Annotated in this window: 23 protein-coding genes; 14 read left to right on the top strand and 9 right to left on the bottom strand. The window is 63.5% G+C overall.

The features are described 5' to 3' along the window. Window positions 1-75 precede the first annotated feature (75 nt). From AC27VQ_RS24655 to AC27VQ_RS24645, 3 genes are read left to right on the top strand one after another with little or no spacing between them, the layout of a single operon-like run. Window positions 76-1,137 (top strand): zinc-binding metallopeptidase family protein, encoded by a 1,062-nt coding sequence (locus tag AC27VQ_RS24655; RefSeq protein ID WP_488718411.1) that lies wholly within the window; start codon window positions 76-78, stop codon window positions 1,135-1,137. Between the two features lie 37 nt (window positions 1,138-1,174). Further along, on the top strand, window positions 1,175-1,510 hold the full coding sequence (locus tag AC27VQ_RS24650) for a type II toxin-antitoxin system RelE/ParE family toxin (RefSeq protein WP_488718410.1): 336 nt from the start codon (window positions 1,175-1,177) through the stop codon (window positions 1,508-1,510). 1 nt (window position 1,511) lies between these two features. Beyond that, entirely contained in the window at window positions 1,512-1,820 is a 309-nt protein-coding gene (locus AC27VQ_RS24645; protein WP_488718409.1) for a helix-turn-helix domain-containing protein, read from the top strand. Window positions 1,821-1,826: 6 nt separating this feature from the next. Here AC27VQ_RS24645 and AC27VQ_RS24640 read toward each other — a convergent pair whose 3' ends face one another. Both AC27VQ_RS24640 and AC27VQ_RS24635 read right to left on the bottom strand, forming a co-directional pair. Next, complete coding sequence (locus AC27VQ_RS24640) at window positions 1,827-4,670, bottom strand: EAL domain-containing protein (protein WP_313524945.1); 2,844 nt, start codon at window positions 4,668-4,670, stop codon at window positions 1,827-1,829. A 123-nt stretch (window positions 4,671-4,793) separates the two neighbouring features. Further along, window positions 4,794-5,387, bottom strand: a complete 594-nt coding sequence (locus AC27VQ_RS24635) for a GNAT family N-acetyltransferase (RefSeq protein ID WP_313524774.1) — start codon at window positions 5,385-5,387, stop codon at window positions 4,794-4,796. A gap of 150 nt (window positions 5,388-5,537) precedes the next feature. Here AC27VQ_RS24635 and AC27VQ_RS24630 point away from each other — a divergent pair, with 150 nt between their 5' ends. The 3 genes from AC27VQ_RS24630 (at window position 5,538) to AC27VQ_RS24620 (ending at window position 6,748) form a co-directional block, all read left to right on the top strand. Beyond that, entirely contained in the window at window positions 5,538-5,891 is a 354-nt protein-coding gene (locus AC27VQ_RS24630) for a cupin domain-containing protein (protein WP_488718408.1), read from the top strand. Window positions 5,892-6,052: 161 nt separating this feature from the next. Further along, window positions 6,053-6,202 (top strand): DUF1127 domain-containing protein, encoded by a 150-nt coding sequence (locus tag AC27VQ_RS24625; RefSeq protein WP_313524768.1) that lies wholly within the window; start codon window positions 6,053-6,055, stop codon window positions 6,200-6,202. A gap of 225 nt (window positions 6,203-6,427) precedes the next feature. Further along, window positions 6,428-6,748 (top strand): low molecular weight protein tyrosine phosphatase family protein, encoded by a 321-nt coding sequence (locus tag AC27VQ_RS24620; protein ID WP_313524765.1) that lies wholly within the window; start codon window positions 6,428-6,430, stop codon window positions 6,746-6,748. Window positions 6,749-6,789: 41 nt separating this feature from the next. Here AC27VQ_RS24620 and AC27VQ_RS24615 read toward each other — a convergent pair whose 3' ends face one another. After that, the gene (locus AC27VQ_RS24615) at window positions 6,790-8,085 is read right to left on the bottom strand and encodes a M16 family metallopeptidase (protein ID WP_313524762.1); all 1,296 of its coding nucleotides are present in this window, start codon (window positions 8,083-8,085) and stop codon (window positions 6,790-6,792) included. A gap of 102 nt (window positions 8,086-8,187) precedes the next feature. After that, window positions 8,188-9,585 carry a threonine synthase gene (gene thrC / locus AC27VQ_RS24610; protein ID WP_488718407.1) on the bottom strand — a complete coding sequence of 466 codons (1,398 nt, stop codon included), beginning with the start codon at window positions 9,583-9,585 and terminating at the stop codon, window positions 8,188-8,190. A 336-nt stretch (window positions 9,586-9,921) separates the two neighbouring features. Between thrC and AC27VQ_RS24605 the strand changes: the two genes are divergently transcribed. Then, window positions 9,922-10,494 (top strand): hypothetical protein, encoded by a 573-nt coding sequence (locus AC27VQ_RS24605; protein ID WP_421591735.1) that lies wholly within the window; start codon window positions 9,922-9,924, stop codon window positions 10,492-10,494. Window positions 10,495-10,570: 76 nt separating this feature from the next. Here the strand turns inward: AC27VQ_RS24605 and AC27VQ_RS24600 are convergent, their stop codons facing one another. Further along, window positions 10,571-11,260, bottom strand: a complete 690-nt coding sequence (locus tag AC27VQ_RS24600; RefSeq protein WP_488718406.1) for an HAD family hydrolase — start codon at window positions 11,258-11,260, stop codon at window positions 10,571-10,573. 235 nt (window positions 11,261-11,495) lie between these two features. Between AC27VQ_RS24600 and AC27VQ_RS24595 the strand changes: the two genes are divergently transcribed. Continuing rightward, on the top strand, window positions 11,496-12,959 hold the full coding sequence (locus AC27VQ_RS24595; RefSeq protein WP_488718405.1) for a calcium-binding protein: 1,464 nt from the start codon (window positions 11,496-11,498) through the stop codon (window positions 12,957-12,959). Window positions 12,960-13,016: 57 nt separating this feature from the next. Here the strand turns inward: AC27VQ_RS24595 and AC27VQ_RS24590 are convergent, their stop codons facing one another. Beyond that, window positions 13,017-13,694 carry an ArsR/SmtB family transcription factor gene (locus AC27VQ_RS24590; protein WP_488718404.1) on the bottom strand — a complete coding sequence of 226 codons (678 nt, stop codon included), beginning with the start codon at window positions 13,692-13,694 and terminating at the stop codon, window positions 13,017-13,019. Window positions 13,695-13,768: 74 nt separating this feature from the next. On the opposite strand from AC27VQ_RS24590, the gene AC27VQ_RS24585 reads away from it, so the two are divergent. Both AC27VQ_RS24585 and AC27VQ_RS24580 read left to right on the top strand, forming a co-directional pair. After that, window positions 13,769-14,098: an NIPSNAP family protein gene (locus AC27VQ_RS24585; protein WP_488718403.1), complete on the top strand. Its 330-nt coding sequence runs from the start codon at window positions 13,769-13,771 to the stop codon at window positions 14,096-14,098. After that, window positions 14,095-14,442 (top strand): antibiotic biosynthesis monooxygenase family protein, encoded by a 348-nt coding sequence (locus AC27VQ_RS24580; RefSeq protein ID WP_488718402.1) that lies wholly within the window; start codon window positions 14,095-14,097, stop codon window positions 14,440-14,442. The genes AC27VQ_RS24585 and AC27VQ_RS24580 overlap by 4 nt, the downstream gene beginning before the upstream one ends. A 251-nt stretch (window positions 14,443-14,693) precedes the next feature. Here the strand turns inward: AC27VQ_RS24580 and AC27VQ_RS24575 are convergent, their stop codons facing one another. Continuing rightward, window positions 14,694-16,367: a vWA domain-containing protein gene (locus AC27VQ_RS24575; RefSeq protein ID WP_488718401.1), complete on the bottom strand. Its 1,674-nt coding sequence runs from the start codon at window positions 16,365-16,367 to the stop codon at window positions 14,694-14,696. Window positions 16,368-16,606: 239 nt separating this feature from the next. Between AC27VQ_RS24575 and AC27VQ_RS24570 the strand changes: the two genes are divergently transcribed. Beyond that, complete coding sequence (locus AC27VQ_RS24570; RefSeq protein ID WP_488718400.1) at window positions 16,607-17,737, top strand: site-specific DNA-methyltransferase; 1,131 nt, start codon at window positions 16,607-16,609, stop codon at window positions 17,735-17,737. A 347-nt stretch (window positions 17,738-18,084) separates the two neighbouring features. Here AC27VQ_RS24570 and AC27VQ_RS24565 read toward each other — a convergent pair whose 3' ends face one another. Together AC27VQ_RS24565 and mutY are read right to left on the bottom strand one after the other, a co-directional pair. Next, window positions 18,085-18,702 (bottom strand): HAD family hydrolase, encoded by a 618-nt coding sequence (locus tag AC27VQ_RS24565; protein ID WP_313524740.1) that lies wholly within the window; start codon window positions 18,700-18,702, stop codon window positions 18,085-18,087. A 40-nt stretch (window positions 18,703-18,742) separates the two neighbouring features. Next, on the bottom strand, window positions 18,743-19,828 hold the full coding sequence (mutY, locus tag AC27VQ_RS24560) for an A/G-specific adenine glycosylase (protein WP_488718399.1): 1,086 nt from the start codon (window positions 19,826-19,828) through the stop codon (window positions 18,743-18,745). A gap of 157 nt (window positions 19,829-19,985) precedes the next feature. Between mutY and AC27VQ_RS24555 the strand changes: the two genes are divergently transcribed. From AC27VQ_RS24555 to AC27VQ_RS24545, 3 genes are all read left to right on the top strand, one after another. Continuing rightward, complete coding sequence (locus tag AC27VQ_RS24555; protein WP_488718398.1) at window positions 19,986-20,501, top strand: DUF721 domain-containing protein; 516 nt, start codon at window positions 19,986-19,988, stop codon at window positions 20,499-20,501. A 190-nt stretch (window positions 20,502-20,691) separates the two neighbouring features. After that, entirely contained in the window at window positions 20,692-21,588 is an 897-nt protein-coding gene (locus tag AC27VQ_RS24550; protein WP_488718397.1) for a DsbA family protein, read from the top strand. Between the two features lie 75 nt (window positions 21,589-21,663). After that, on the top strand, window positions 21,664-23,655 hold a 1,992-nt coding region (locus AC27VQ_RS24545; protein WP_488718396.1), incomplete at its 3' end, for an AAA family ATPase.

Genomic DNA, 23,655 nt, shown 5'->3' with positions numbered 1-23,655 from the left:
GACTGAACAATACCCGTATCGTCCTTGGACGGTGCGGGTATTTTGCACGAGGCATCCTGCCTGAACGGGGGCGTCATGAAATTGTTTACCTGCCACAGCTGCGGCCAGACTATCCATTTCGATAACAGCCTCTGCGTGCGCTGCGGCTCCGCGCTTGGCTTCCTCGCCGAGGACGTAACGCTGCATGCACTGGTGCCGGAAGGTGAGGGGTTGTGGAAGATCGCGCCGAACGAAGGCCTCTACCGCTACTGCGACAACGCGGCGCTTGATGTCTGCAACTGGCTGCTGCCGTCCGATAGCCCGCACGCCTTCTGCCCGGCCTGCCGGCACAACCGCATCGTGCCGACGACGGATCCGCACGGGCTGGAGCGCTGGCGGCGCATCGGCCTGGCGCAGCGCCATCTCTTTTACTCCATCCTGCGCTGGCGCCTGCCGCATCCGACCCGCGGGGAGGACCCCGTTAGCGGCCTCGTCTTCGATTTCCTGGCGGACGAGCTGGATGCCAACGGCAATGTCGTCAATGCCGCGATGACCGGCCACGAAGCAGGCCTCATCAGCCTTCGCGCCGCGGAGGCCGACGACGAGGTGCGCGAAAGCGTACGCGTCGCGATGGGCGAGCCCTATCGCTCGCTGCTCGGCCACTTCCGCCACGAGATCGGCCATTTCTACTGGTCGCAGCTGGTGCGCGACGACGCGACGCTGGAAGAGGCGCGCCGCCTCTTCGGCGACGAGCGGGAGGACTATGCTGCCGCCCTCCAGCGCAATTACGAGCAGGGACCGCCCGCCGACTGGTCGCTCAATTTCATCAGCACCTATGCCAGCGCCCATCCGGCGGAGGATTTCGCCGAGTGCTGGGCGCATTTCCTCCACATCGTCGATACGCTGGAAACGGCGCGCGCCTTCGGCCTCAACACCGATCCGAAGGGCCACGAGGAGCTGGAAGCCGAAATCACCTTCGACCCTTACCGTGCCCCGAATGCCGGCCGTTTGGTCGAAAGCTGGATCCCGCTCTCCGTCGCGCTGAACGCCATCCAGCGCTCCATGGGCCAGCCCGACAGCTACCCCTTCGTGCTGCCGCCACCGGTCGTGGAAAAGCTGGAGTTCATCAACCGGCTGATGCGAAAATCTGACGGGTAATGGGTTGAAAATATAACCCATTGGGTTATATTGGGCTATGCAGACAGTCGTCGAGCTTCCCACATTCATTCGGCAGACTGAAGCGATCTTCTCGCCGGAGGAACGGGCCGCGCTCATCGACTATCTCGCCGTCAATCCTATGCTCGGCGATGAAATTCCCGGAGCCGGGGGCGTGCGAAAACTTCGTTTCGCGGCGAGCGGTAGGGGCAAGCGCGGTGGCGCGCGGGTGATCTACTACTGGTACAGCGAAGACGCGCCGATCTATGCGCTGCTCGTCTATGCAAAGAACGTTCGGACGAATCTTTCGCCGGCAGAAAAGAAGACCGTCGCTGCAATCGCCAAGGCGATCAAGCAGCACCAAAGGAGCAAGTGAGATGGCGAAGACGACGGTATTTGGAGACGATCTTTCCCAAGCCCTATCGGAGGCGCTGGCCTATGCGGCAGGAGCGCCCGTGGAAGGCACGCGCGTTCACGCCGTTGATACGGACAATATCGATCCGAAGTCCATCCGGCTGCACCTCAAGCTCACACAAGAACAGATGGCGCGGTTTCTCGGCACCAGCGTTTCCGGTTACCGGAAATGGGAGCAGGGGCAGCGGCAGCCGAGTGGTGCAGCCCGCACGCTCCTGCGCGTCATGGAAAGGGAGCCGGAGGCGATTTTGCGCGTCCTCGCCGCTGCCTGATTTCCCTCACGCCCGCTTCATCAGCGGAAACCGCTCCTTCAGCAGCCGCTGCACCGAATCGTAGCCGATCGGCGGGCCGAAGAGGTAGCTTTGGCCGAACTCGCAGCCCATATTGCCGAGTTCGATCGCGTCCTCCTCGGACTCGATGCCCTCCGCCACCACCTGCATCTCCAGTTCCCGCGCCATCGAGATGACGGAGCGCAACAGCACCCCGCGCTTGTCCGAGCCGTCGCGCACCAGCGCCTTGTCGATCTTGATCGTGTCGAAGGGGAAGCGGGTGAGGTAGGAGAGCGAGGAATGGCCCGTGCCGAAATCGTCGAGCGCAAGGCCAATCCCGATATCCTTCAGCTTGGCGAGGATGAGGCGGGCCTGTTCCGGGTTTTCCATGACGATGGATTCGGTGAGTTCCAGCTTCAGTTTCTGCGGCTCGCAACGGGTCTTGGCGAGTGCGGCGCGCACGTCGTTGTAGAGTTCGTTGTTGAGGAGCTGGGCGCTCGACAGGTTGACCGAGACGAAGATCGGCAGGTCGCCGGTCTGGAGTTGCCAGTCCATCAGGTCGCTCGCCGCCTTGTCGAAGGCGAAGAGGCCGAGCTGGTTGATCAGGTCCGACGTTTCCGCGATCGGGATGAATTCGGCCGGCGAGATATTGCCGCGCTTGGGGTGATCCCAGCGCATCAGCGCCTCGAAGCCGGCGATCTCGGCGTCCTTGAGACGCACGATGGGCTGATAGACGAGCGACAGTTCCTTGCGCTCGATGGCGCGGCGCAGGTCCGTCTCGATCTGCAGGCGATCGGCGCCGAAGGTGCGGAAGGCGGGGCGGAACGGCTCGACGCGGTTGCCGCCGGCCTTTTTCGCCCGGTACATGGCCAGTTCCGCATCGTTGAGCAGGCCGGCTGCATCCTCCTGCTGGTCGACCCAGGAGACGAGGCCGATGGAGGCCGTCAGGATGATCTCGCGGCCGCCGAAATTGATCGGCACCATGATCGCCTTGCTGACGGCATCGGCGAAATCGGCGACCTTGGCCGGATCGCGCTCCGACATCAGGATGAGGCCGAACTGGTCGCCCGAAAGGCGCGCCAGCGTGTCCTGCGGCTTCAGCAGGCGACGCAGGCGGCGGGTCAGCGCGATCAGGATATTGTCGCCGGCAGCGATACCCAGCGCATCGTTGACCTGCTTGTAGCGGTCGATGTCGATGGTCAGCACGGTCGGGCGCACATTGTCGGAACTGCCGGTCAGCGACAGGATCGACTGGAGGCGATCGAGGAAGACCTGGCGGTTCGGCAGGCCCGTCAGGTTGTCGTGCAGGGCGTCCTGCAAGAGGCGGTCGACGGAATTGCGCTGCTCGGTGATGTCGATGATCGTGCCGACGCAGCGGATGATCTCGCCATTGGCGCCGAGCACGGGACGGGCGCGGATGGAAAGCCAGTGATAATGGCCGTCCTCGGCGCGCACGCGGAACTGATGGTTGAGGCGGCCCTTGCGGTGTTCCAGAAGCACGTCGAGCGTCGCGCGGAACCGGTCGCGGTCGTCGGGGTGCAGGCGCGGCAGCCAGTTGCGCGCGGGGCCATGCATGACGCCGGGCGCGAGGCCGAGCTGGATGGAGATATCGGGAATGGTGACGACGCGGTCGCGCGCCACGTCCCAGTCCCAGACCGTATCGCCCGAGCCGGTCAGCGCCAGCGACTGGCGCTCCAGGTCGGAGAACAGGCCCTGGCTATAGGCGCCGCCGGCAAAGGCGTGCTGCATCACCGTGAAGCCGATGAGCAGCACGATCAGCACGAGGCCGCCGCCGAGTGCCGGCTGGATGATATCGTTGTTGAGCTGGCCCGTCACCGTCAGCCAGGCGCCGAACAGCCAGACGAGGATCAGCGCCCAGGCAGGCACCAGCAGGATGGCGCGGTCGTAGCGGTTGAAGCCGAGATAGGCGATCAGGATGATGCCGACGGTGCCGGTCAGCGCGAAGGAGAGACGGGCGATGCCCGCCGCGATCGGCGGATCGTAGATCGCGACGCCGAAGAGCAGGCCCAGGCCGAGGATCCAGGCGAGCGTCGCATAGGAGAGATGCGCATGCCAGCGGTTGAGGTTGAGATAGGTGAAGAGGAAGACCACGAGGCCCGCCGCCAGGAACACTTCCGTTCCCGCGCGCCATATTCGCTCGTCGCCCGCCGTGATGCTGATGAGCTTCGAGAGGAAGCCGAAATCCACACAGATATAGCCGAGCACCGCCCAGGCGAGGGCCGCCGTCGCCGGCAGCATGGAGGTGCCCTTCACCACGAAGAGGATGGTGAGGAACACCGCAAGCAGGCCGGCAATGCCGAGCACGATGCCGCGATAGAGCGTGAAGGCGTTGACCGTGTCCTTGTAGGCGTCCGGTTCCCAGAGATAGATCTGCGGCAGGTCGGGCGTTGCGAGTTCCGCCACGAAGGTCACGACCGTGCCGGGGTTGAGCGTGATGCGGAAGACGTCGGCTTCTTCGCTCTGCTGGCGGTCGAGCGCAAAGCCTTCGCTCGGGGTGATCGAGATGATGCGCTTGGCGCCAAGATCCGGCCAGAACAGTTTCGACTGGACGAGGCGGAAATGCGGCGCGACGATCAGGCGGTCGATCTGCTCTTCGGAGACATTGGCAAGCGCGAAGACGGCCCAGTCGCCCTGGTGTTCGTCGGAGGTGGCGCGCACCTCGATGCGGCGCACGATGCCGTCGGTGCCGGGCGCGGTCGAGACCTGGAAGGCCTCGCCGCGGCCGGTATAGATCTCGGTGGTGGCCGTCAGGTCCAGCGCCGTGTCGTCACGGGAAATTTTTACGGGCTCGACGGCGAAGGCGCGGCCGGTCAGCATGCCGGCGAAGAGCATTGTTGTCAGAAGGATGAGGGCGAGCAACCGGCTGGCACGCAGCGTTTGCGGCACGGAGGAAGATGTCATTGAAAGCGCATTGTCCTTAGGTAACTGCCCAGTGCTGCCGCGCCCTCATGTCGCTCACGACGGCCTGTCGGCCGCCAGAAGCGAAAACATCACGTGGTCGCGCCACTCCCCGTTTATCTTCAGATACTCCCGAAGGTAGCCTTCCTGCTGAAAGCCGGCCTTTTCAAGGAGACGGATGCTTCTTGTATTGTCTGGAATACAGGCTGCCTCGATACGGTGCAACTGAAGGCTGGAAAAGATATAGGGTATGACCAGTTTCAGGGCACCGAACATGTGCCCCTGGCCGGCATGGCGTTCGCCCATCCAGTAGCCGATCATGCAGCATTGCGCAGCACCCCGCCTGATATAGCCGACGGTGAGGCCGCCCAGCAGCGTCTTTTCCGCCCGCGTAAAGACGAAGAGCGGCACGGCCTGGCCGGATGAAAATTCCTGTTCATTTCTGAGAACGCGCGCCCGAAAAGAACTTTCCGTCAGCTCGTCGCCACGCCAGGTCGGCTCCCAGGGCTCGAGAAAGCGCCGGCTTTCGGAGCGAAGCTGGTACCATTGCCGGTAATCATGGAAGCGCGGGAGACGAAGCAGATGCCGGTCATCGGCCAGTTCCACGGTGTCGGACTGCCGGGACAGAAACCGAAAAACCGATCGTGTCATGCAGCCCACTCCGCGCGCCGCCCCAGTGGCAAGCCTTTCAAAGGCAAGATTATGCCGAGAGGCTTGCTGCCGTCAAATGGCCGGCATGGCTTGCGCGGTAAAGCCTGCCGCTTATGTTGTGAGATACAAGAGAAATCGAAAGGAACCGCCGTGCAGAAAACCGTCACCGTGCTCGACCGGGCGCAATGGGAAAAACGGCCCGACGTCTGGCATGGCGAATTCGAGGGCAGGCTCTTCGGCACCAACGCCTCCGTGATGTTCTACACGACGGACGAGATCGGCCGCGGGCCGCCGCTGCACCGGCACCCCTATGACGAGGTCTTCATCGTCCGACAGGGGCGGGCGCTCTTCACGGTGGGCGAGACGCAGCTGGAGGCCGCGGCGGGGCAGGTCGTGTTCGGGCCGGCCAATGTGCCGCATAAATTCGTCAATCTCGGTCCCGGCCGGCTGGAAACGACGGACATCCATCTCACGGAGGTCTTCGTGCAGGAGGATCTGGAATAGGCCGGCCGCGGCCACCATCGCGGGAAAATGGTCTTGTTTTGGTGCTATGCAAAAGCCGCATGCCTGCGGTGTAAGCATATGCATTTTCTCTAAGCAGGGGATCGACTATCTATTGATCAACGCAAGAGAAACACACGAAACAAACCCAAAGGAACTGACCCATGAACATCTTCGCAAAGCTCAAGAAGAATGTCGCCGAACGCCGCGCCGTCCGTGAACTCGGCGCCCTCGATGACCGCGCCCTGCAGGATCTCGGCATCACCCGCTCGAACATCCAGGCTGCCGTCAAGGGCATGGTCGTTTTCGGCTGATACGGCTCCGGGGCAGATGCTCCGCGCTACGAGGGATGACATCGGCGCGCCCGATGCGGCAGCGCCAGCCCGGTCATCCCTGATACCCGATCGGGATTTCTCCTCCCAGGTCCCGACCAAGCAACCCGCCGCAAGGCGGGTTTTGTTTTTTGGGCGTCTGCCCTTGTCGACGCTCTCCTGTCCCGCTGCTATCACCGCAGGCATGTACATCGAAAAAGCGGCCCCGTGAAAAACGTTCTCTTCATCTGCAGCCAGAACAAGCTCCGCAGCCCGACCGCCGAACAGGTGTTTGCCAACTGGCCGGGGATCGAGACCTCGTCGGCCGGCACCAACAATGACGCGGACAATCCGCTCTCAGCGGAAGAGATAGAATGGGCAGATATCATCTTCGTGATGGAGCGGACTCACCGCAACAAGGTACAGCGGAAGTACTGGGCCGCTTTGAAGGGGAAGCGGCTGATCTGCCTTCATATTCCCGATGACTATGCGTTCATGGACCCGGCATTGATCGAGCTGCTGAAACGGAAAGTGCCGCCGCTTCTTTAGGCTGCCTTGGCGACCAGTGTTCGCCAAGGCAGGTTGTTGTCTCAGCTCGCCGCGCGGTCGATCGTCCCACGCGACAGCGAGCGGGTGATGTCGCCGGTCGGGACGAGGTGTTCGAGCGGGCCGATGGCCGAGATCGTCGGGACCGTGTCGAAGAACAGGCGGCCGGCGAGGTCGGTCAGGCGCTCGACGGTGATGCCCTCGAGGCGTTCCATCAGCTCTTCGTTCGGGATCGGGCGGCCGTAGAGCATCATCTGGCGGGCGATCTGGCCGGCGCGGGCGGCCGGGCTTTCCTGGCCCATCAGAAGCTGGGCGCGGATCTGGGCGCGCGCGCGCTCGATTTCCTGCTGGTGGATCGTTTCCGACGACTTCTTCAGTTCGTCGAAGATGACCGGCATCAGCTCGGGCAGGTTCTCGCCGCCGGTCGCAGCATGGATGCCGAAGATGCCGGTATCGGAAAAGCCCCAATGGAAGGCGTAGATCGAGTAGCAGAGGCCGCGATGCTCGCGCACTTCCTGGAAGAGGCGCGAGGACATGCCGCCGCCGAGGATGTTGGCGAGGATTTGCGAACAGTAGAAATCGCGGGCGTGATAGGCCTTGCCCTCGAAGCCGAGCAGCACCTGCGCATCCATCAGGTCGCGCGTCTCGCGCACGTCGCCGCCGGTATAACGGGCGGGCTCGAAGACCGGCGAGATTTTCGGCGCGGTCGGCAGGCTGGAGAAGCGCTCCTCGACCTGGCGGACGAATTCGTCATGCTTCACCGCACCGGCCGCGACGACGAACATGCGGTCCGTCGTGTAGTTGCGGTCGAGGTAGCTGCGGATTTCGCCGGGCGAAAAGGAAAGAACGGTGTCCGGCGTGCCGAGAATGGCGCGGCCGATGATCTGGTCGCGATAGGCGACCTCGGAGAACTTGTCGAAGACGACGTCGTCGGGCGTATCGTTGGCCGCGCCGATCTCCTGCAGGATGACGTGCTTTTCGCGCCTAAGCTCTTCCTCGTCGAAGACGGACTCCGTCAGGATGTCGGCGAGGATATCGACGGCCAGCGGCACGTGGTCCTTCAAGACGCGGGCATAGTAGGAGGTGGTTTCCGTCGAGGTGGCGGCGTTGACTTCGCCGCCGACATTTTCGATTTCCTCGGCGATCTGGCGGGCGGAGCGGCGCTCGGTGCCCTTGAAGGCCATGTGTTCGAGAAGGTGGGCGATGCCGTGCTCGTCCGCGGTTTCGTTTCGCGACCCCGACTTGATCCATACGCCGAGAGCGACGCTCTCGAGATGGGGCATGTTTTCGGTCACCACGGTCAACCCGGATTGAAGCCGGGTGCACTCAACTTTCATCATGCGCACTTTCTGCGTTTTCAGCCTTTCCGCCGCCCGCGGGAAACCGGAAAGGCCCTCCCTATAAAACACGTAATGCCGGGTGCAGCCGCTCCCGTCCTCGCCCTAGCCCCGGATTCGCGAATGGTTGCCGATGAAGGCTTCCACGACGTCGAGCTCAGCGCTCACGACGTCAAAACGCTCCTCCCTTTGCATCAAATCAGCAAGCCACGATGGAAGCGCCGGGTCAATACCGCAGGCCGATTTTACTGCGGCGGGGAATTTTGCCGGATGCGCGGTGGCGAGCGTCACCATGGGAGCGCCCGGCTTCTCGTGTTTTGCGGCGACGAAGACGCCGATCGCCGAATGCGGATCGAGCAGGTAACCGGTCTCGGCAAGCGTCGTCTTGATGGTCTTGGCGACGTCTTTCTCCGAGGCGCGGCCGGCGCGGAACTCCTTGCGGATCGCCTTCAGCGCTTTCTCCTCGATCTCGAAGGCGCCTGATTGCTTGAGGCTTTCCATCGCGCGGCGCACCGCACCCGCATCGCGGCCATGGGCCTCGAACAGCAGGCGTTCGAAATTGGAGGAGATCTGGATGTCCATCGAGGGCGAGGTCGTTGCCTTGACGCCCTTCATCTCGTAGCGGCCCGTCTTCATCGTGCGGGCGAGAATGTCGTTCTCGTTGGTGGCGATGACCAGCTTGTCGATCGGCAGGCCCATGCGCTTGGCGCCGTAGCCGGCAAAGATATCGCCGAAATTGCCCGTCGGCACGGTGAAGGAAACTTTGCGGTCCGGTGCGCCGAGAGCCACCGCGGTCGTGAAGTAATAGACGATCTGGGCCATGATGCGCGCCCAGTTGATCGAGTTGACGCCCGAGAGCTTCATGCCGTCGCGGAATTTCGTATCGTTGAACATCGCCTTCACGAGGTTCTGGCAGTCGTCGAAATTGCCCTTGATGGCGAGCGCGTGGACGTTCTTCTCCTTGGACGTGGTCATCTGGCGCTGCTGCACCGGCGAGACCTTGCCCTCGGGGAAGAGGATGAAGATATCGGTGCGCTCGCGGCCGGCAAAGGCGTCGATGGCCGCACCGCCCGTATCACCGGAGGTCGCGCCGACGATGGTGGCGCGTTCGCCGCGCACGGCAAGCGCATGGTCCATCAGGCGGGCGAGCAGCTGCATCGCCACGTCCTTGAAGGCGAGCGTCGTGCCGTGGAACAGTTCCATGACGAAGGAATTCGGGCCGGTCTGCACGAGCGGCGCAATGGCCGGATGGCGGAACGTGGCATAGGCCTCGTCGATCATCGCGCGGAACTTGTCGGCGGGAATATCGCCTTCGACGAAGGGCGAGAGAACCGTGAAGGCGATCTCCTCATAGAATTTGCCGCGCAGCGCCCGGATTTCCTTTTTCGAGAAGGTCGGCCATTCGCGCGGCACATAGAGGCCGCCGTCGCGGGCAAGCCCGGCGAGAAGCGCATCGGAGAAGCCGAGGGAAGGGGCCTCGCCCCGCGTCGAAACATAATCCACGTTCACAGGTCCTTGGAATGGTTGGGGGGCGCGGACGGGATCGTCCACCGGTCGTTCGGTCGCTGTGCTGCCATCGTCCTTCCGACCTTACCCGAAAGGCCACGTTTGCCGCAGGTCTCTTTGCGGCAGATCGTGGCAATGCCGTTGCGTGCTACCCGTCCGAAAACGGGCCTTTCCGAAATTCTGCGGGCGGTTTCATTCGAGCAATCGATTTTTCGCCGCGTCGCTGCTATAGACCATCGCCTAGGGTCGTGAAAAGGCCCGTGAAACGAGTTCCGAAAGGCTTGGTCGCCGGGGGCGGGGCCTGATTGCAGGGGTAAAAGTAACGTGTTTGCAATGACGATCCGCCGCTTTCTCGGCATCTCCCTTCTCGCCATAGTGGCCGGCTGCAACCAGACCGACAAGCCCGCCGACCTCGGCGTTTCCAGCGATACGGCGGGTGCCGGCACGCAAGCCACCGCCAATGCGCAGCAGACGCAGGGCGCTGCCGTGATCCAGGGCGCCTGCCCGCAGGTCTATCTGCGCGACGGCACATCCGTGCTGCGCCGCTATGCCAAGGGCGCCAAGGACGATCCGTCGAAGCTGCTCTATCAGGTCACGCTCGCCGAAACGACGCGCCGTTGCGTGATCAACGAGAGCCAGCTCGTCATGACGGTCATGGTCCAGGGCCGCATCGTCACCGGCCCGGCAGGCAGCGCCGGCACTTCCGTCAATGTGCCGATCCGCGTGGCCGCCGCCGATGGCGACAACACGCTCTATTCCGATCTCGTGCAGTTCCCGGTCAACATTCCGGCCGAAGGCACGGCGCAGTTCGTCTTCACGAAGGATAACGTCACCGTTCCCGGCGGCTCGGGCGGTTTTGTGCGCGCTTTCGTCGGCTTCGACGAAGGCCCGTACAACACGAAATAACGGCCTGAAGGCCATCCAGCAAAAAGGCGGAGGAAGATGCTTCTGCGGCCTTTTCGTTTTCAGCGCTTGAAAAAGATCAGATCGCGTCCTGCCATTCCGCAAGCGCGGCGATGACGTCCGGCAGGTCGGTCATGCGCGAGATCACGGTCTCGGCGCCGGCCTCCGTCAGCCGGTCGGCGTGCGAGGGATAGGTGTGCGAGGCGCCGGTGAAGCCGACGACGCGCATGCCGGCAGCGCGGGCACCGGCAATGCCGTGCACCGAATCCTCGACGACCAGCGTGCGGGCCGGATCCGCCTTGAACTGCTTTGCACCATGCAAGAAGATATCCGGCTTCGGCTTGACGCGATCCGGGCCGAGATCCTTGGCGGAATAGATATGCGGGGCGAAGACCTGCTTGAGGCCGACCTTCGAGAGCATCATGTCGAGACGGTGCGAGGCCGAGTTCGAGCAGATGCAATAGGGCTTGCGGATGCGCGACAGCATCGACTTGACGCCGTCGATGACCTTCACGTCGGCGGCGAGGCGCGCATCGAGCAGCTTTTCGGACTTGTCGAGCAGCGAGGCGGAAAGCGGGATGGCGGCTTCGCGCTCGATCGTCAGCAGGATGTTCTGCCAGGTCATGCCGGCAAAGCGTTCGCCCATTTCTTCGGCGCCGATCGGATAGCCGGCCTCCGTCAGAAGCCGGGATTCGACCTCCGCCGCGATGATTTCCGAATCGACCAGAACACCGTCGCAGTCGAAAATGATGAGGTCGAAACCGTCCATGTCGTCGTCTTTCCTTTGGGAGCACCGATACGCCCGGCAAGCGCGGCTTCCCTACACCAAAGGGCCGGAGGCGACAATTGCCAGATTGGCAGGGCTGTTGTGCTTCGGCCCTATGTCGGGGTTTTGCGAGGGAGCGCTGTTTTCTTCTCGCGCGCTGTTCCCAGGGGAACACGGATGTCGTGGGCGCGCCCTATAGTGCAGCCATTGTCAGCACCAGTTCTACCAGGAGATCGAAATGGCAAGAGATCCGAATGGCAAGATCACAGGCACCAGCGGTAATGACCTCCTTTGGGGCACGGCGCGTGTTCTGGGCGACGGGACTTACGACAACTACTCGGACGCCGACAGCGCCTTCGTCAAAGGGGCGATCCGCGGTTACGGCGGCAACGACACCATCTTCGGCGACATCTATCAGAATCCCCTTGAGAATACCGAGGGCGACGTCGCCTATGGCGGTGATGGCGATGACCGCATTTTCGGCGATACCGGCACCGACGAGCCCGATTGGCAATACAACGCCCGCGGCGGCTCAGACACGCTTTACGGTGACGCCGGCAATGACAGGATCTACGGACAGGGCGGCCATGACCAGCTTTATGGCGGCACGGGCAACGATCTGCTGGTCGGCGGCATCGGCGGCGATTCCCTGCATGGCGATGCGGGCGACGACATCCTCTGGGCCGATATCGAGGGCAAGACCTACAGCGCGCAGTCGATGAACCGCCTGTTCGGCGGCACCGGCAACGATACGCTGCACGGCGGGTCCGGTGTCGATGAACTCTACGGCGAAGCCGGAACCGATACGCTCCGTGGCGGTGCCGGCGACGACGACATGGAAGGCGGCGACGGCAACGACATTCTCTATGGCGGCGCCGGCAACGACATGATGAACGGCGCCGATCTCGACGCCAAGGCCGACGGTGCCGACCGCCTCTATGGCGAGGCCGGCAATGACGACATGAAGGGCGGTGCCGGCAACGACACTCTCTCCGGCGGCTCGGGCAACGACTATATGGACGGCGGCGTCGGCAATGACTATCTCGATGGCGGCACCGGTGCCGATACCTTCGTGTGCGGATCCGGCAATGACACCTATGTCATCGACAACAGGAGCGATGCCTTCCGTTTCGACTATGCCGATTCCGGCATCGATACGATCCGATCTTCGGTCAGCTGGACACTCGGCCAGTATCAGGAAAACCTGACGCTGACCGGTACCGGCGCGATCTCCGGCGTCGGGAACGACACGCGCAATATCATGCGTGGCAACGATGCCGCCAATGTGCTGAGCGGCAAGGGCGGCAACGACGCCATTGCCGGCGGTGCGGGCCAGGACAAGATCTATGGCGGGATGGGCGCGGATAGCCTCACCGGCGGGACGGGCAACGATACCTTCGTCTTCAAGTCGATCAAGGAGACGACCGTTGCCTCCACGGGGCGCGACGCGATCTTCGATTTCGTGAAGGGCGATCGCATCGATCTCTCCGTCATCGATGCCAATTCAAAATCCGACGGCAACCAGGCTTTCAGCTTCGTCGCCAACGAGGGCGGTTTCACCGGAAAGGCCGGGCAGCTGATCTACGACAAGACGGCCTCGGATACCTTTATCTACGGCGATGTGAATGGCGACAGGACGGCGGATTTCGCCATCCGCCTCGACGACGCCGTGACCCTGCTGAAGGGCGATTTCATCCTGTAGCCAGGTCTCGCGTTACAGGAGGATTTCAGGGGCGGCTTTCGGGCCGCCCTTCGTCTTTTATGGAAACAGCGCCGTGAACCGCCGCTCGCCCTCGGGCGTAAAGCGGATGGCGCGGCTATCCGTCTCGCGCCTCGCCCAGCCGTCTGTGATGAAACGGGACAGCAGCGCCTCGCCGAGCGAGCCGGCAAGATGCGAGCGCCGCTCGCTCCAGTCGAGGCAGGTGCGGCAGACCGGGCGGCGCTGGGCTTTGAGCGACGGCACGTCGATGCCAAGCGCCGCGATGCGGGCCTCGCCGCTTTGCGTCAGGTCCGCCTCGTCGCCGTCGAGCACCACGTCGCCTTCGGCCACCAGCCGGTCCAGCATGCGCACGCCGAAATCGCCGGCGAGGTGGTTGTAGCAGATGCGCGCCTTGCGCAGCGCCGGGTCCTTCGGGCCGGGGCGGGTGCGCATGAGGCCGCGATTGGCGGCAAAGCCCATGATGTTTTCGAGAAGCAGGCCCACCTCGTCATCGGCCAGCGCGAAATAGCGGTGCCGCCCCTGCTTGCGCTGGGCGACGAGGCCGCCGGTCTCAAGCTTCGACAGGTGGGAACTGGCCGTCTGCAGCGTGATGCCAGCCGCGCCCGCAAGCTCGGTCGCCGTCAACGCCTGGCCGCCCATCAGCGCGGTCAGCATGTTGGCGCGGGCGGGATCGCCGATCAGCGCGCCGATCTGGGAAATGTCAGGTCCTTCTTTCATAGTTCGATGGTAGCCGAAGCATTCGCGCATGGCAATGTGGGAGAAGGGTGTATCGTGAAAACAAGGAGACGACGATGATCACCTGCTTCATCCGCTACGAAATCGACCCTTTCCGCAAGGAAGCGTTTGCCACCTATGCGCAGAACTGGGGCCAGGCGATCCCGCGCTGCGGCGCCGATCTCATCGGCTATTTCGGTCCGCACGAGGGCTCGTCCACCACGGCCTACGGCATCTATAACATCGAAAGCCTCGCCGCCTACGAGGCCTATCGCGCCCGGCTCACCGCCGATCCGCTCGGGCGGGAAAACTACGACTTCGCCCGCAAGGAGCGTTTCATCCTGAAGGAGGACCGCATCTTCCTGAAGAACGTCTCGCTGCCGCACGCGCCGAGGATCGCGCCATGATCGCCGTCATCTTCGAAGTGGTGCCGGCACCGGGCCGCATGGATCTGTATCTCGACACCGCCTGCGACCTGCGCCCGCTTATCGACGGTATCGACGGTTTCCTCTCCATCGAGCGTTTCCGCAGTCTCACCGATCCGACGCGCCTGCTCTCGCTCTCCTTCTGGCGCGACGAGACGGCGGTGAAGGCATGGCGCACGACCGAGGAGCACCGCGCCGCCCAGGCCCTCGGCCGTGGCGGCGTGTTCGACACCTACCGGCTGCGCATCGCGAGCGTGGTGAGGGATTACGGGCTGAACGACCGGGATGAGGCGCCGGAGGATAGCCGGAGCTTTCATGCGGCGTAGTATGGCTTGCTTAGACGATAGCTGCGCACTGCGGAGTTTGGCACCGTCTCGTAAACGGCCATACGTATCTGATTTCCTCGCCCTGTATGTGCGCGAAAAGCGATTGCAAAAGGAGGCGCCATCCTCTCTTTCGTCATCCTCGGCCTTGAGCCGAGGATCCACACATCCGCACCATCCTGCCTGTGGCATGGATCCTCGGCTCAAGGCCGAGGATCACGTTGGAGGGGAGGGGCTTCTCGCTTTCTATTGCATTACTGCACCGTGATCTCGGCCCGCTCCCCGGCCTTGACCGTCGCCTTGCCTTCCTTCGGCGCCGTGTCGCCTTCATACTTCACGCGGACCACGTAGTCGCCCGGCGGCAGCGTATCCTGCCATTCGGTGCCGTAGTTGTAGGACATGGATTTCTGGTTGCCCTGGATGTCCTTCGTCGCGCTGAGGACCTCGATGAAGTTGCCGCCCGGTGCGCTGATGGCCAGAACGCCGGCATTGAGATTGACGACGACCTCCTTCATCTCGCCGGCCTTGAGGCTGATTGGAACCTCGCCCGTCGCCGAGCCGAGCTTGGCGGTGAGCACGAGATCGCCGGTCGGTACATCGATCTTCGTGCCGGTGCCGTAGTTGTAGGCGACGCTCTTGCGGGTGCCGTCGATGGCCTTTTTGGCTTCCACCACCTCGAAGAACACCTCGCCGGAATCGACCGCCGGCCCGCCCTCGGCATAGACGGCCTTGTTGAGCACAGTACCGGAGCCGATGACGAGGTCGTGCTGAAGCGTTTCGCCGGCCTTGACGGCAACGGTTTCGGAGACCTTGGTCGGGCCGATCGTGCCGTTCACCGTCACCTCGCCGGCGGGAACATATTGTTTCGTCGTGCCGTAGCCTGTCGTGGAATCGCCGCCGAATACGATCTGGACCGCCGCCTCACCGTCACCTTCCGCATCCTGCGGCGTGCGCTTCGGCGTGACGACGAGGAGGCCGGCATCGAAATTGACGAAGGGTTTCGCGACCGCGCCGTCCTTCACCTCGAAGGGGATTTCGCGCTTGCTCGCACCCTGCAGCGCGACCACGGCGACATATTTGCCCGGCGGGTAATTGCCGGAATACTGGCCCTTGTACTGGGTCTCGACGGTATCGCCCGTTGGCTTGCCGTCCGCACCCGCCTTGTAGATCTGCCAGGCAACCTCGTTGTTGTCGCCGAGCGACGGTCCGCCTTCGTAAAGCACGCTGTCGAACTCCGCGTTGAATTCGACGGCCGGTGCTGGCTCCGGCTCGGCGACCGCCACCTCTTCCTGCTTGGGTTTGGCCATCGGCGCTTCCGCAACAGTCTCGGTCAGCGCGGCGACGAGCTGGGCGGCATCGGAGGCCTGGAAATATTTGCCGCCGGTATTTTCGGCAAGGCAGGCGACCTGTTTGCCTTCCTCTTCCGTCAGGCCGAAGCCGACGACATGGGTGGTGAAATCCACGCCCTTCTTCTCAAGCGCCGAGGCGAGCGCGCAAGGGTCGGCCTCGCAGGTCTCCAGCCCATCCGTCACCAGCACGACCGTCGCCTTTTCCTCGGTATATTTGAGGATATCGGCCGCCTGCTCGACGGACTGACTGAGCGGCGTCTTGCCTTTCGGGTTGATGCCGTTGACGAAGCTGGTGATCGCACCTTCCGTGCCCGCACCCGGCGGCACGGCCAGCTCGATATCGCTGCACGAGCCCTTTTCCCGGTGGCCATAAACCATCAGGCCAAGCTCGGTGCCGACGGGCACGGATTTCAGCACCGTGCCGAGCGTCTCGCGGGCGATGTCGATCTTGGCTCGACCATCGATCTGGCCCCACATGGAGCCGGAGGCATCGAGCACGATCATCGTCTTGTCGGCGGCAATGGTCTGGGTGGCGGCAAGAAGCCCCGCCAGAAGCATCAGGGCGGCTTTCAGTCGCAAGGCTCATCCTCCACGTTTTTACAGAAATTCCGGTCATTGGCGCCGGCAAGGCTCAGCTCTCTCCCTTCAGAAACGTGCAGGGCAGGGCGGATATTCGCAAGGGCTTGAATTCATCCGGAAAGTGCCGTGACGACACGGTTTTCGCTTTTTCTCCAAAGCCTTCAGCCTTTGGTAACCATCTTCGGTAACCATAAGCACCATCAAGTTTCGTTCCGAGTCAGCGTATCAGCGAGTATCATATGCCATCTGTTCTTTCGCTTGCAGACGTCTCCCGTTCGCCCCGCAAGAGCGGCTGGCTCGACTCCATTATCAAGGGCGATTGCGTCGCAGCGCTCGAAGCGCTGCCCGACCAGTCCGTCGACGTCATCTTCGCCGATCCGCCGTACAATCTTCAGCTCGGCGGTGCACTGCACCGTCCCGACCAGAGCCTGGTCGATGCCTGCGACGACGAGTGGGACCAGTTCGCGTCCTTCCAGGCCTATGATGCCTTCACCCGCGCCTGGCTGCTCGCCTGCCGCCGCGTGCTGAAGCCGAGCGGCACCATCTGGGTCATCGGCTCCTACCACAACATTTTCCGCGTTGGCGCGACCTTGCAGGATCTCAATTTTTGGATCCTCAACGACATCGTCTGGCGCAAGACCAACCCGATGCCGAACTTCAAGGGCCGCCGGTTCCAGAACGCGCACGAGACGATGATCTGGGCGACGCGCGACCCGAAGGCCAAGGGCTATACGTTCAACTACGATGCGATGAAGGCCGCCAATGACGACGTGCAGATGCGCTCGGACTGGCTGTTCCCGATTTGCAGCGGCGGCGAGCGCCTGAAGGGCGACGACGGCAAGAAGGTGCATCCGACGCAGAAGCCGGAAGCGCTGCTCGCCCGCATCCTGATGGCGTCCTCCAAGCCCGGCGATGTGGTGCTCGACCCGTTCTTCGGCTCCGGCACGACGGGAGCGGTCGCCAAGCGCCTCGGCCGTCATTTCGTCGGCATCGAGCGCGAGCAGGCCTATATCGATGCGGCCCGCGAGCGCATCGATGCGGTCGAACCGCTCGGCAGCGGGACGCTTTCGGTGATGACCGGCAAGAAGGCGGAACCGCGCGTCGCCTTCAACACGTTGATCGAAAGCGGCCTGATCGCACCCGGCACGGTGCTTACGGACGCCCGCCGCCGCCACAGCGCCATCGTGCGCGCCGACGGCACGCTCGCCTCGGGCGCCGACGCCGGCTCGATCCACCGCGTCGGGGCCAAGGTGCAGGGGCTCGACGCCTGCAACGGCTGGACCTTCTGGCACTATGCCGACGGTGCCCAGTTGAAGCCGATCGACGACCTGCGCGCCGTCGTGCGTGCCGGAATGGCCGGCATCGAATAGGCCGGCCAGGCCCGAAATATACGTTTCTCCAGCTGCGGCCTCCGGTGTTCCCTGCATCGGGGGCTGTGGCTGTTTTAGGGGCGCGCGGGCAGCTCTATCTTTTGAGACGTCTCCCAAACTTCCACGCCGCCGATTCAGGTGATGTTAACCATCAAGCGCTTACTGTGATCCAGCAAATACATCAGGCCAAGCAACGGAAATCGTTGTGAAAAGCCACAGCCGATCAACCGGCTCGGCAGGCAGGATATCGCTTTTCCGGTTTTTGTACCTTCAGTCCCGGAAATGCGAAAACGCCCGGAGCCCACAAGGCTCCGGGCGTTTCGGTTTTGGGGTCATCGTCCTCAGGATCAGAGGGCGATGCCGTGGGCGGCAAGATCGCTCTTCAGCTTTTCCGGGTCGGTGAACAGCACAGCATTCCAGCCGGCCAGCCGTGCGCCCTCGACATTTGCCGGCGCGTCGTCGATGAACAGCGTGTGGGCCGGCGAGAGGCCGAAATCGCGGCTGTGCTTCTCGTAGATCGCGAGATCCGGCTTGATCAGGCCGATCTCACCCGAGACGGTCACGCCGCGCGGCATGTCGAGGAAGGGAAACAGCTTGCGGGCCTCCTTGAACGTATCGGCCGCGAAGTTCGTCAGCATAGTGACGTCGCGGCCCTCCTGGATCAGCGCCTCCATGATCGCGACGCTCTCGACATAGGCATGCGAGACCATTTCGTGCCAATATTTGCGGAAGGCGCGGATGTGCTCGACCCGGTCGGGATGCGCCTCGATCAACAGCGCCTCGGCATCCTCCCATTTGCGGCCGCGATCCTGCTCCAGGTTCCAGTCGTGCGTGCAGACATTGGTGAAGAACCAGTTGCGCTGGGCATCGTCAGGGATAAGGCGGGCGAACGGGATATGCGGATCGTAGTGGATCAGCACCTTGCCGATGTCGAAAACGATGTGGCGGATTTCGATGCTGGTCATGCGGTCCTCGTTTTTTCCTAGGAAATAGGCAGTTTACTGCCTAATTCCTCTCGAATGCGTCGGGTATGGCCTGTTTTATTGCCTTCTTCATGACGGTCGGCAGTGCCTCGCCATCGAGCGTCGCCTTCGGCTGCCACCATCCGCCGTCCTTTGCCGCGCCGCGCGGCACGCGAGAGCGATAGACGGTGAGGCGCAGCTCGAAATGCGTGAAGACATGGGTGACGGTGCCGGTGGCGTGCCAGTCGGCCGGAAAAGGCGCGGCGGTGGTTGCGGTGTCGCCATCGACGCGCGCCGTCCAGGCGCTGCCCGGCACTTCCGTCATGCCGCCGAGCAGGCCGCTCTCGATGCGCTTGCGCAGAAACACAGCGCCGTCCTCGTCTTGCGCCACGAAGGCAGCCCCCAACCGCACCGGCTTCTCCTTCTTCGCCGCCTTGCGCGGAAAAAGTTCGGGATCGTCGCGGCCAAGCACACGACAATCCACATTGAGCGGACAGAGTGCGCAGGCCGGCCGGCGCGGCGTGCAGATCGTGGCGCCGAGATCCATCATCGCCTGGGCGAAATCGCCCGGCCGGTCCTCCGGCGTCATGGCGGCGACCAGTGCCCGCATTTCCGGCTTTGCCGCAGGAAGCGGCGTCTCGATGGCATGGAGGCGCGAAATGACGCGCTCGACATTGCCGTCGAGCACGGCGCTTTTGCGGTTGAAGGCGATGGCGGCGATGGCGGCGGCGGTATAGTCGCCGATGCCGGGCAGGGCCTTCAGCCCGTCCTCCGTATCGGGAAAGACGCCGCCATGCTCGAAGGCGACCGCCTCGGCGCATTTCTTCAGATTGCGCGCACGGGCATAATAGCCGAGACCCGCCCAGGACTTCATCACATCCTCGTTGTCGGCTTCGGCAAGGTCTGACACCGTCGGCCAGCGCGACGTGAACAGCAAGAAATAGGATTTCACCGCCTGTACCGTCGTCTGCTGCAGCATGACCTCCGACAGCCAGATGCGATAGGGATCGGGTCTCACCCCGGCCGCCGCCATCGGCGGGCTGACGCGCCAAGGCAGGTCGCGGTGGTGCTTGTCGTACCAGGCGAGGATAAGGTCGGCGGGCGCCATGGTCCGATGAGCTTGGGTCATGATTTGCCTGAACGGGATCGAAGGGCCTATAACTGGCGGACTGATCCGCGATCTTCAAGTGCTTCGCGGCAGAAACAGGAATATTTTCCCTGAGCAGTTCCGCAAAAGTGTGAAGCGGTTTTGCGATCGGAACTGCGTCTGAAAAGACAGGTAAAGCGTGAACAAAAACGTCCAGCAAAAGCCGCGCCGCGGCATTGTGCAGATCAGCGAAGTGGCCAATTGCCTCATCGATCCGGTGCTCGCCAAGCGCGCCGGCATCAACACGATGCTGCTGGGCTCATGGGACGAGATCGCCGGTGCGGAATTCGCCGAATGCACCCGGCCGGAGCGCATCGCCTGGCCGCGCCGCGCCTCCGAAATGGCGGGCGAGGGCGGCGGCTACCAGGCGGGCGTGCTGACGATCGCCTGCGAGGGCGCGCGGGCACTCTTCCTCAGCCACCAGCAGGGCGAGATCATCCAGCGCATCAACGGCTTCTTCGGTTTTCCGGCGGTCAACCAGATCAAGATCGTGCAGAAGCCGGTCAGCATCCAGAGCAACCGCCGTCCCAAGCCGCGCCCGCTGACGGGGGCGGCCGCCCAGCATCTCGATCATCTCGTCGAAGGCATCGAGGGAGACGCGCTGAAGGCGGCGCTGAAGCGGCTCGGAACGGCGGTGCTCGGCCGGCGCAAATGAAGTGCGAAAGCCCGCCTTCACAACCATCGAACGGTCACAATTCTTTGAAGTTACTAGCCTTAACTCCGCTTGTTCCCGCCCCAAAGCAGGTATAACGGGAGAGCCGAGAGCAAATCCGGGTGCGTGTCAGCATTTTAGCCTGGGTTGCGTCAAGAGATTTCAATTCCTATCCCTTCCCACAGGAGAGACCATGTCCCTTTCCGAAATGAGCCTGATGAAGCGCCTCTTCTCCGGCGTTGCCGTCGCCGCACTTGCCGTGACGCTGGCCGCATGCAGCGACGAGAAGAAGGAGACCGCCAAGGCTCCTGAAACCAGCCAGACGACGACGGAAAGCGCAAGCTCGACGCCGGCCACCTCGACGGAAACGAAGACCGAGACCGCCACGACGCCGACGACCACGACGACGGAATCGAGCACGGCGACCGGCACGGCTGCGACCACCACCACGACGACGACCGAAACCGCCCAGAAGCCTGCCGCCGAAGCCAAGAATGTCGAGGTTCCCTCGTCCGAAGGCGATGTCGACATGGCGGAAGTGCTCAAGCCCGGCGCGCTGCCCGACATGGCGCTCGGCGAGGCGAATGCTCCCGTGACGATCGTCGAATACATGTCGACGACCTGCCCGCATTGCGCGGCGTTCCACAACAACACCTTCGACGCGATCAAGGCGAAGTATGTCGATGGCGGCAAGGTCCGCTTCATCGTGCGCGAATTCCCCTTCGATCCGCGCGCTGCCGCCGCCTTCATGCTGGCGCGCTGCAACCCGCAGGACACGACGAAGCTGACGGAAGCCGGCCAGTATTTCCCCATGCTTTCCATGCTGATGAAGCAGCAGGAAACCTGGGCTGCCGCGCAGGATGGCCGCGAAGCGCTGCTGCAGATGTCCAAACTCGCCGGTTTTACACAGGAGAGCTTCCAGGCCTGCTTGACGAACCAGAAGCTTCTGGATGATGTGAACGCGGTACGCGAGCGCGGTGCCAAGGACTTCGGCGTCGCGGCGACCCCGACCTTCCTGATCAACGGCAAGCGCTATTCGGGGGACATGTCGGTTGACACCATGTCGGCCCTCATCGACAGCATGCTCTGATCCTTCGACCGGTTTTGAAGCGGGCGACGGCGGAAGCCGTGCGCCCGCTTTTTACTTTAAGGGGCAGGTGACCGCATGAAGTTCACCAAGCTCCGCCTGCTCGGCTTCAAGTCCTTCGTCGAACCGTCCGAATTCGTCATCGAACGCGGCCTCACCGGCGTCGTCGGGCCGAATGGTTGCGGCAAGTCGAACCTCGTCGAGGCACTGCGCTGGGTGATGGGGGAAAACTCCTACAAGAACATGCGCGCGTCCGGCATGGACGACGTCATCTTTTCCGGCTCAGGCAACCGCCCCGCCAGAAACACCGCCGAAGTCGGCCTCTATCTGGACAATTCCGACCGCACGGCGCCCGCCGCCTTCAACGATCAGGACGAAATCCAGGTCACGCGCCGCATCGAGCGCGAAAACGGCTCGGTCTATCGCATCAACGGCAAGGAGGCGCGCGCCAAGGATGTGCAGCTGCTTTTCGCCGATGCCTCCACCGGCGCCCGCTCGCCCTCCATGGTGGGGCAGGGCCGCATCGGCGAACTCATCCAGGCGAAACCCCAGGCGCGCCGCCAGTTGCTCGAAGAGGCGGCCGGCATTTCCGGCCTGCATTCCCGCCGTCACGAGGCGGAGCTGCGCATGCGCGCCGCCGAAACCAATCTCGAGCGGCTGGAAGACGTCACCTCGCAGCTCGAAAGCCAGATCGAAAGCCTGAAGCGTCAGTCGCGCCAGGCGAACCGCTTCAAGATGCTCTCCGCCGATATCCGCCGGCACGAGGCGATGCTGCTGCATATCCGCTGGGTGCAGGCGAAGGAGGCCGAGGGCGAGGCGGAAAGCCAGCTCAACCAGGCGACTTCCATCGTTGCCGAGCGGGCGAATGCCCAGATGCAGGCGGCCAAGGAGCAGGCCGTCGCCAGCCTGAAGCTGCCGGAACTGCGCGAGAACGAGGCGAAACTCGCCGCCGTGCTGCAGCGCCTGCAAATCGCCCGCGCGCAGCTGGAGGAAGATTCCGCCCGCCTGCTGCGCCGCCGCGATGAGCTTGGCCGCCGCATGGCCCAGCTTGGCGAGGACATCGTGCGCGAGGAACGTATGGTGGCCGACAATGCCGCCGTGCTGGATCGGCTGACGGCGGAAGAGGAAGAAATCGGCGAGATCCTCGCCGAGGCCGACGAACGCGCCGAGGCCGCCCGCGAGACGATGGACGAGGCCGCCGCAAAGCTCGCGACAAGCGAAAAGGCGCTCGCCGCCGTCACCGCCGAGCGGGCGGAGGCCGCTGCCGTGCGCAACCAGCTGGAAAAGGCGATCCGCGATCTCTCGGAGCGCCATTTCCGCCTCGGCCAGCAATTGGATGCACAGGCGCGCGAACTGGGCGAGATGGATACGCGGATCAATGCGCTGCCCGATCCGGAAGAGCGCCGCGCCGCCGTGCAGTTTGCCGAAGAGGCTTTGGAAGCGGCCGGCGAGATGCTGGTCGCCGTGGAGGAGGCGCTGGAGGAGGCGCGTTTTGCCGAGAGCGCCTTGCGTGGCCCGGTCGATACCGCCCGCGCCCGCTTCGCCGGCATCGAGACGGAAGCGCGCACGATCCGGCGCATGCTGGAGGCCGGCGCTGCCGGCGGCTCCTTCGCGCCTGTCGTCGAGGATGTCGATGTCGACCGCGGTTATGAAACCGCGCTCGGTGCCGCCCTCGGTGACGATCTCGATTCCCCCGCCGACAGCGATGCGCCCGTGCACTGGCGCCTTTCCGGGGATGCGTCCGGCGATCCCGCCTTGCCCTCCGGCGTCTCCGCCCTGATCACCCACGTCCGTGCGCCAAAAGTCCTGCATCGGCGGCTGGCGCAGATCGGCATTGCCGGCAGCGTCGATGCGGCGCTGACCCTGCTGCCGCAGCTGAAACCCGGCCAGCGGTTGGTCACCCGTGATGGCGCCGTCTTCCGCTGGGATGGCCATGTCACCGGTGCCGATGCGCCCAGTGCGGCGGCGCTGCGCCTCGAACAGAAGAACCGCCTCGCCGAACTCGAAACGGAACTGGAAGACGCCCGCGCGGCGCTCGCTGATGCCGAAGCCGATCTCGCCCGCGCCGGC

This window comes from Shinella sp. 20P9.1.1, from assembly GCF_057798995.1.
Note: the sequence above shows the minus strand (reverse complement) of the source record. Positions and strands in the feature narration are given on the sequence as shown.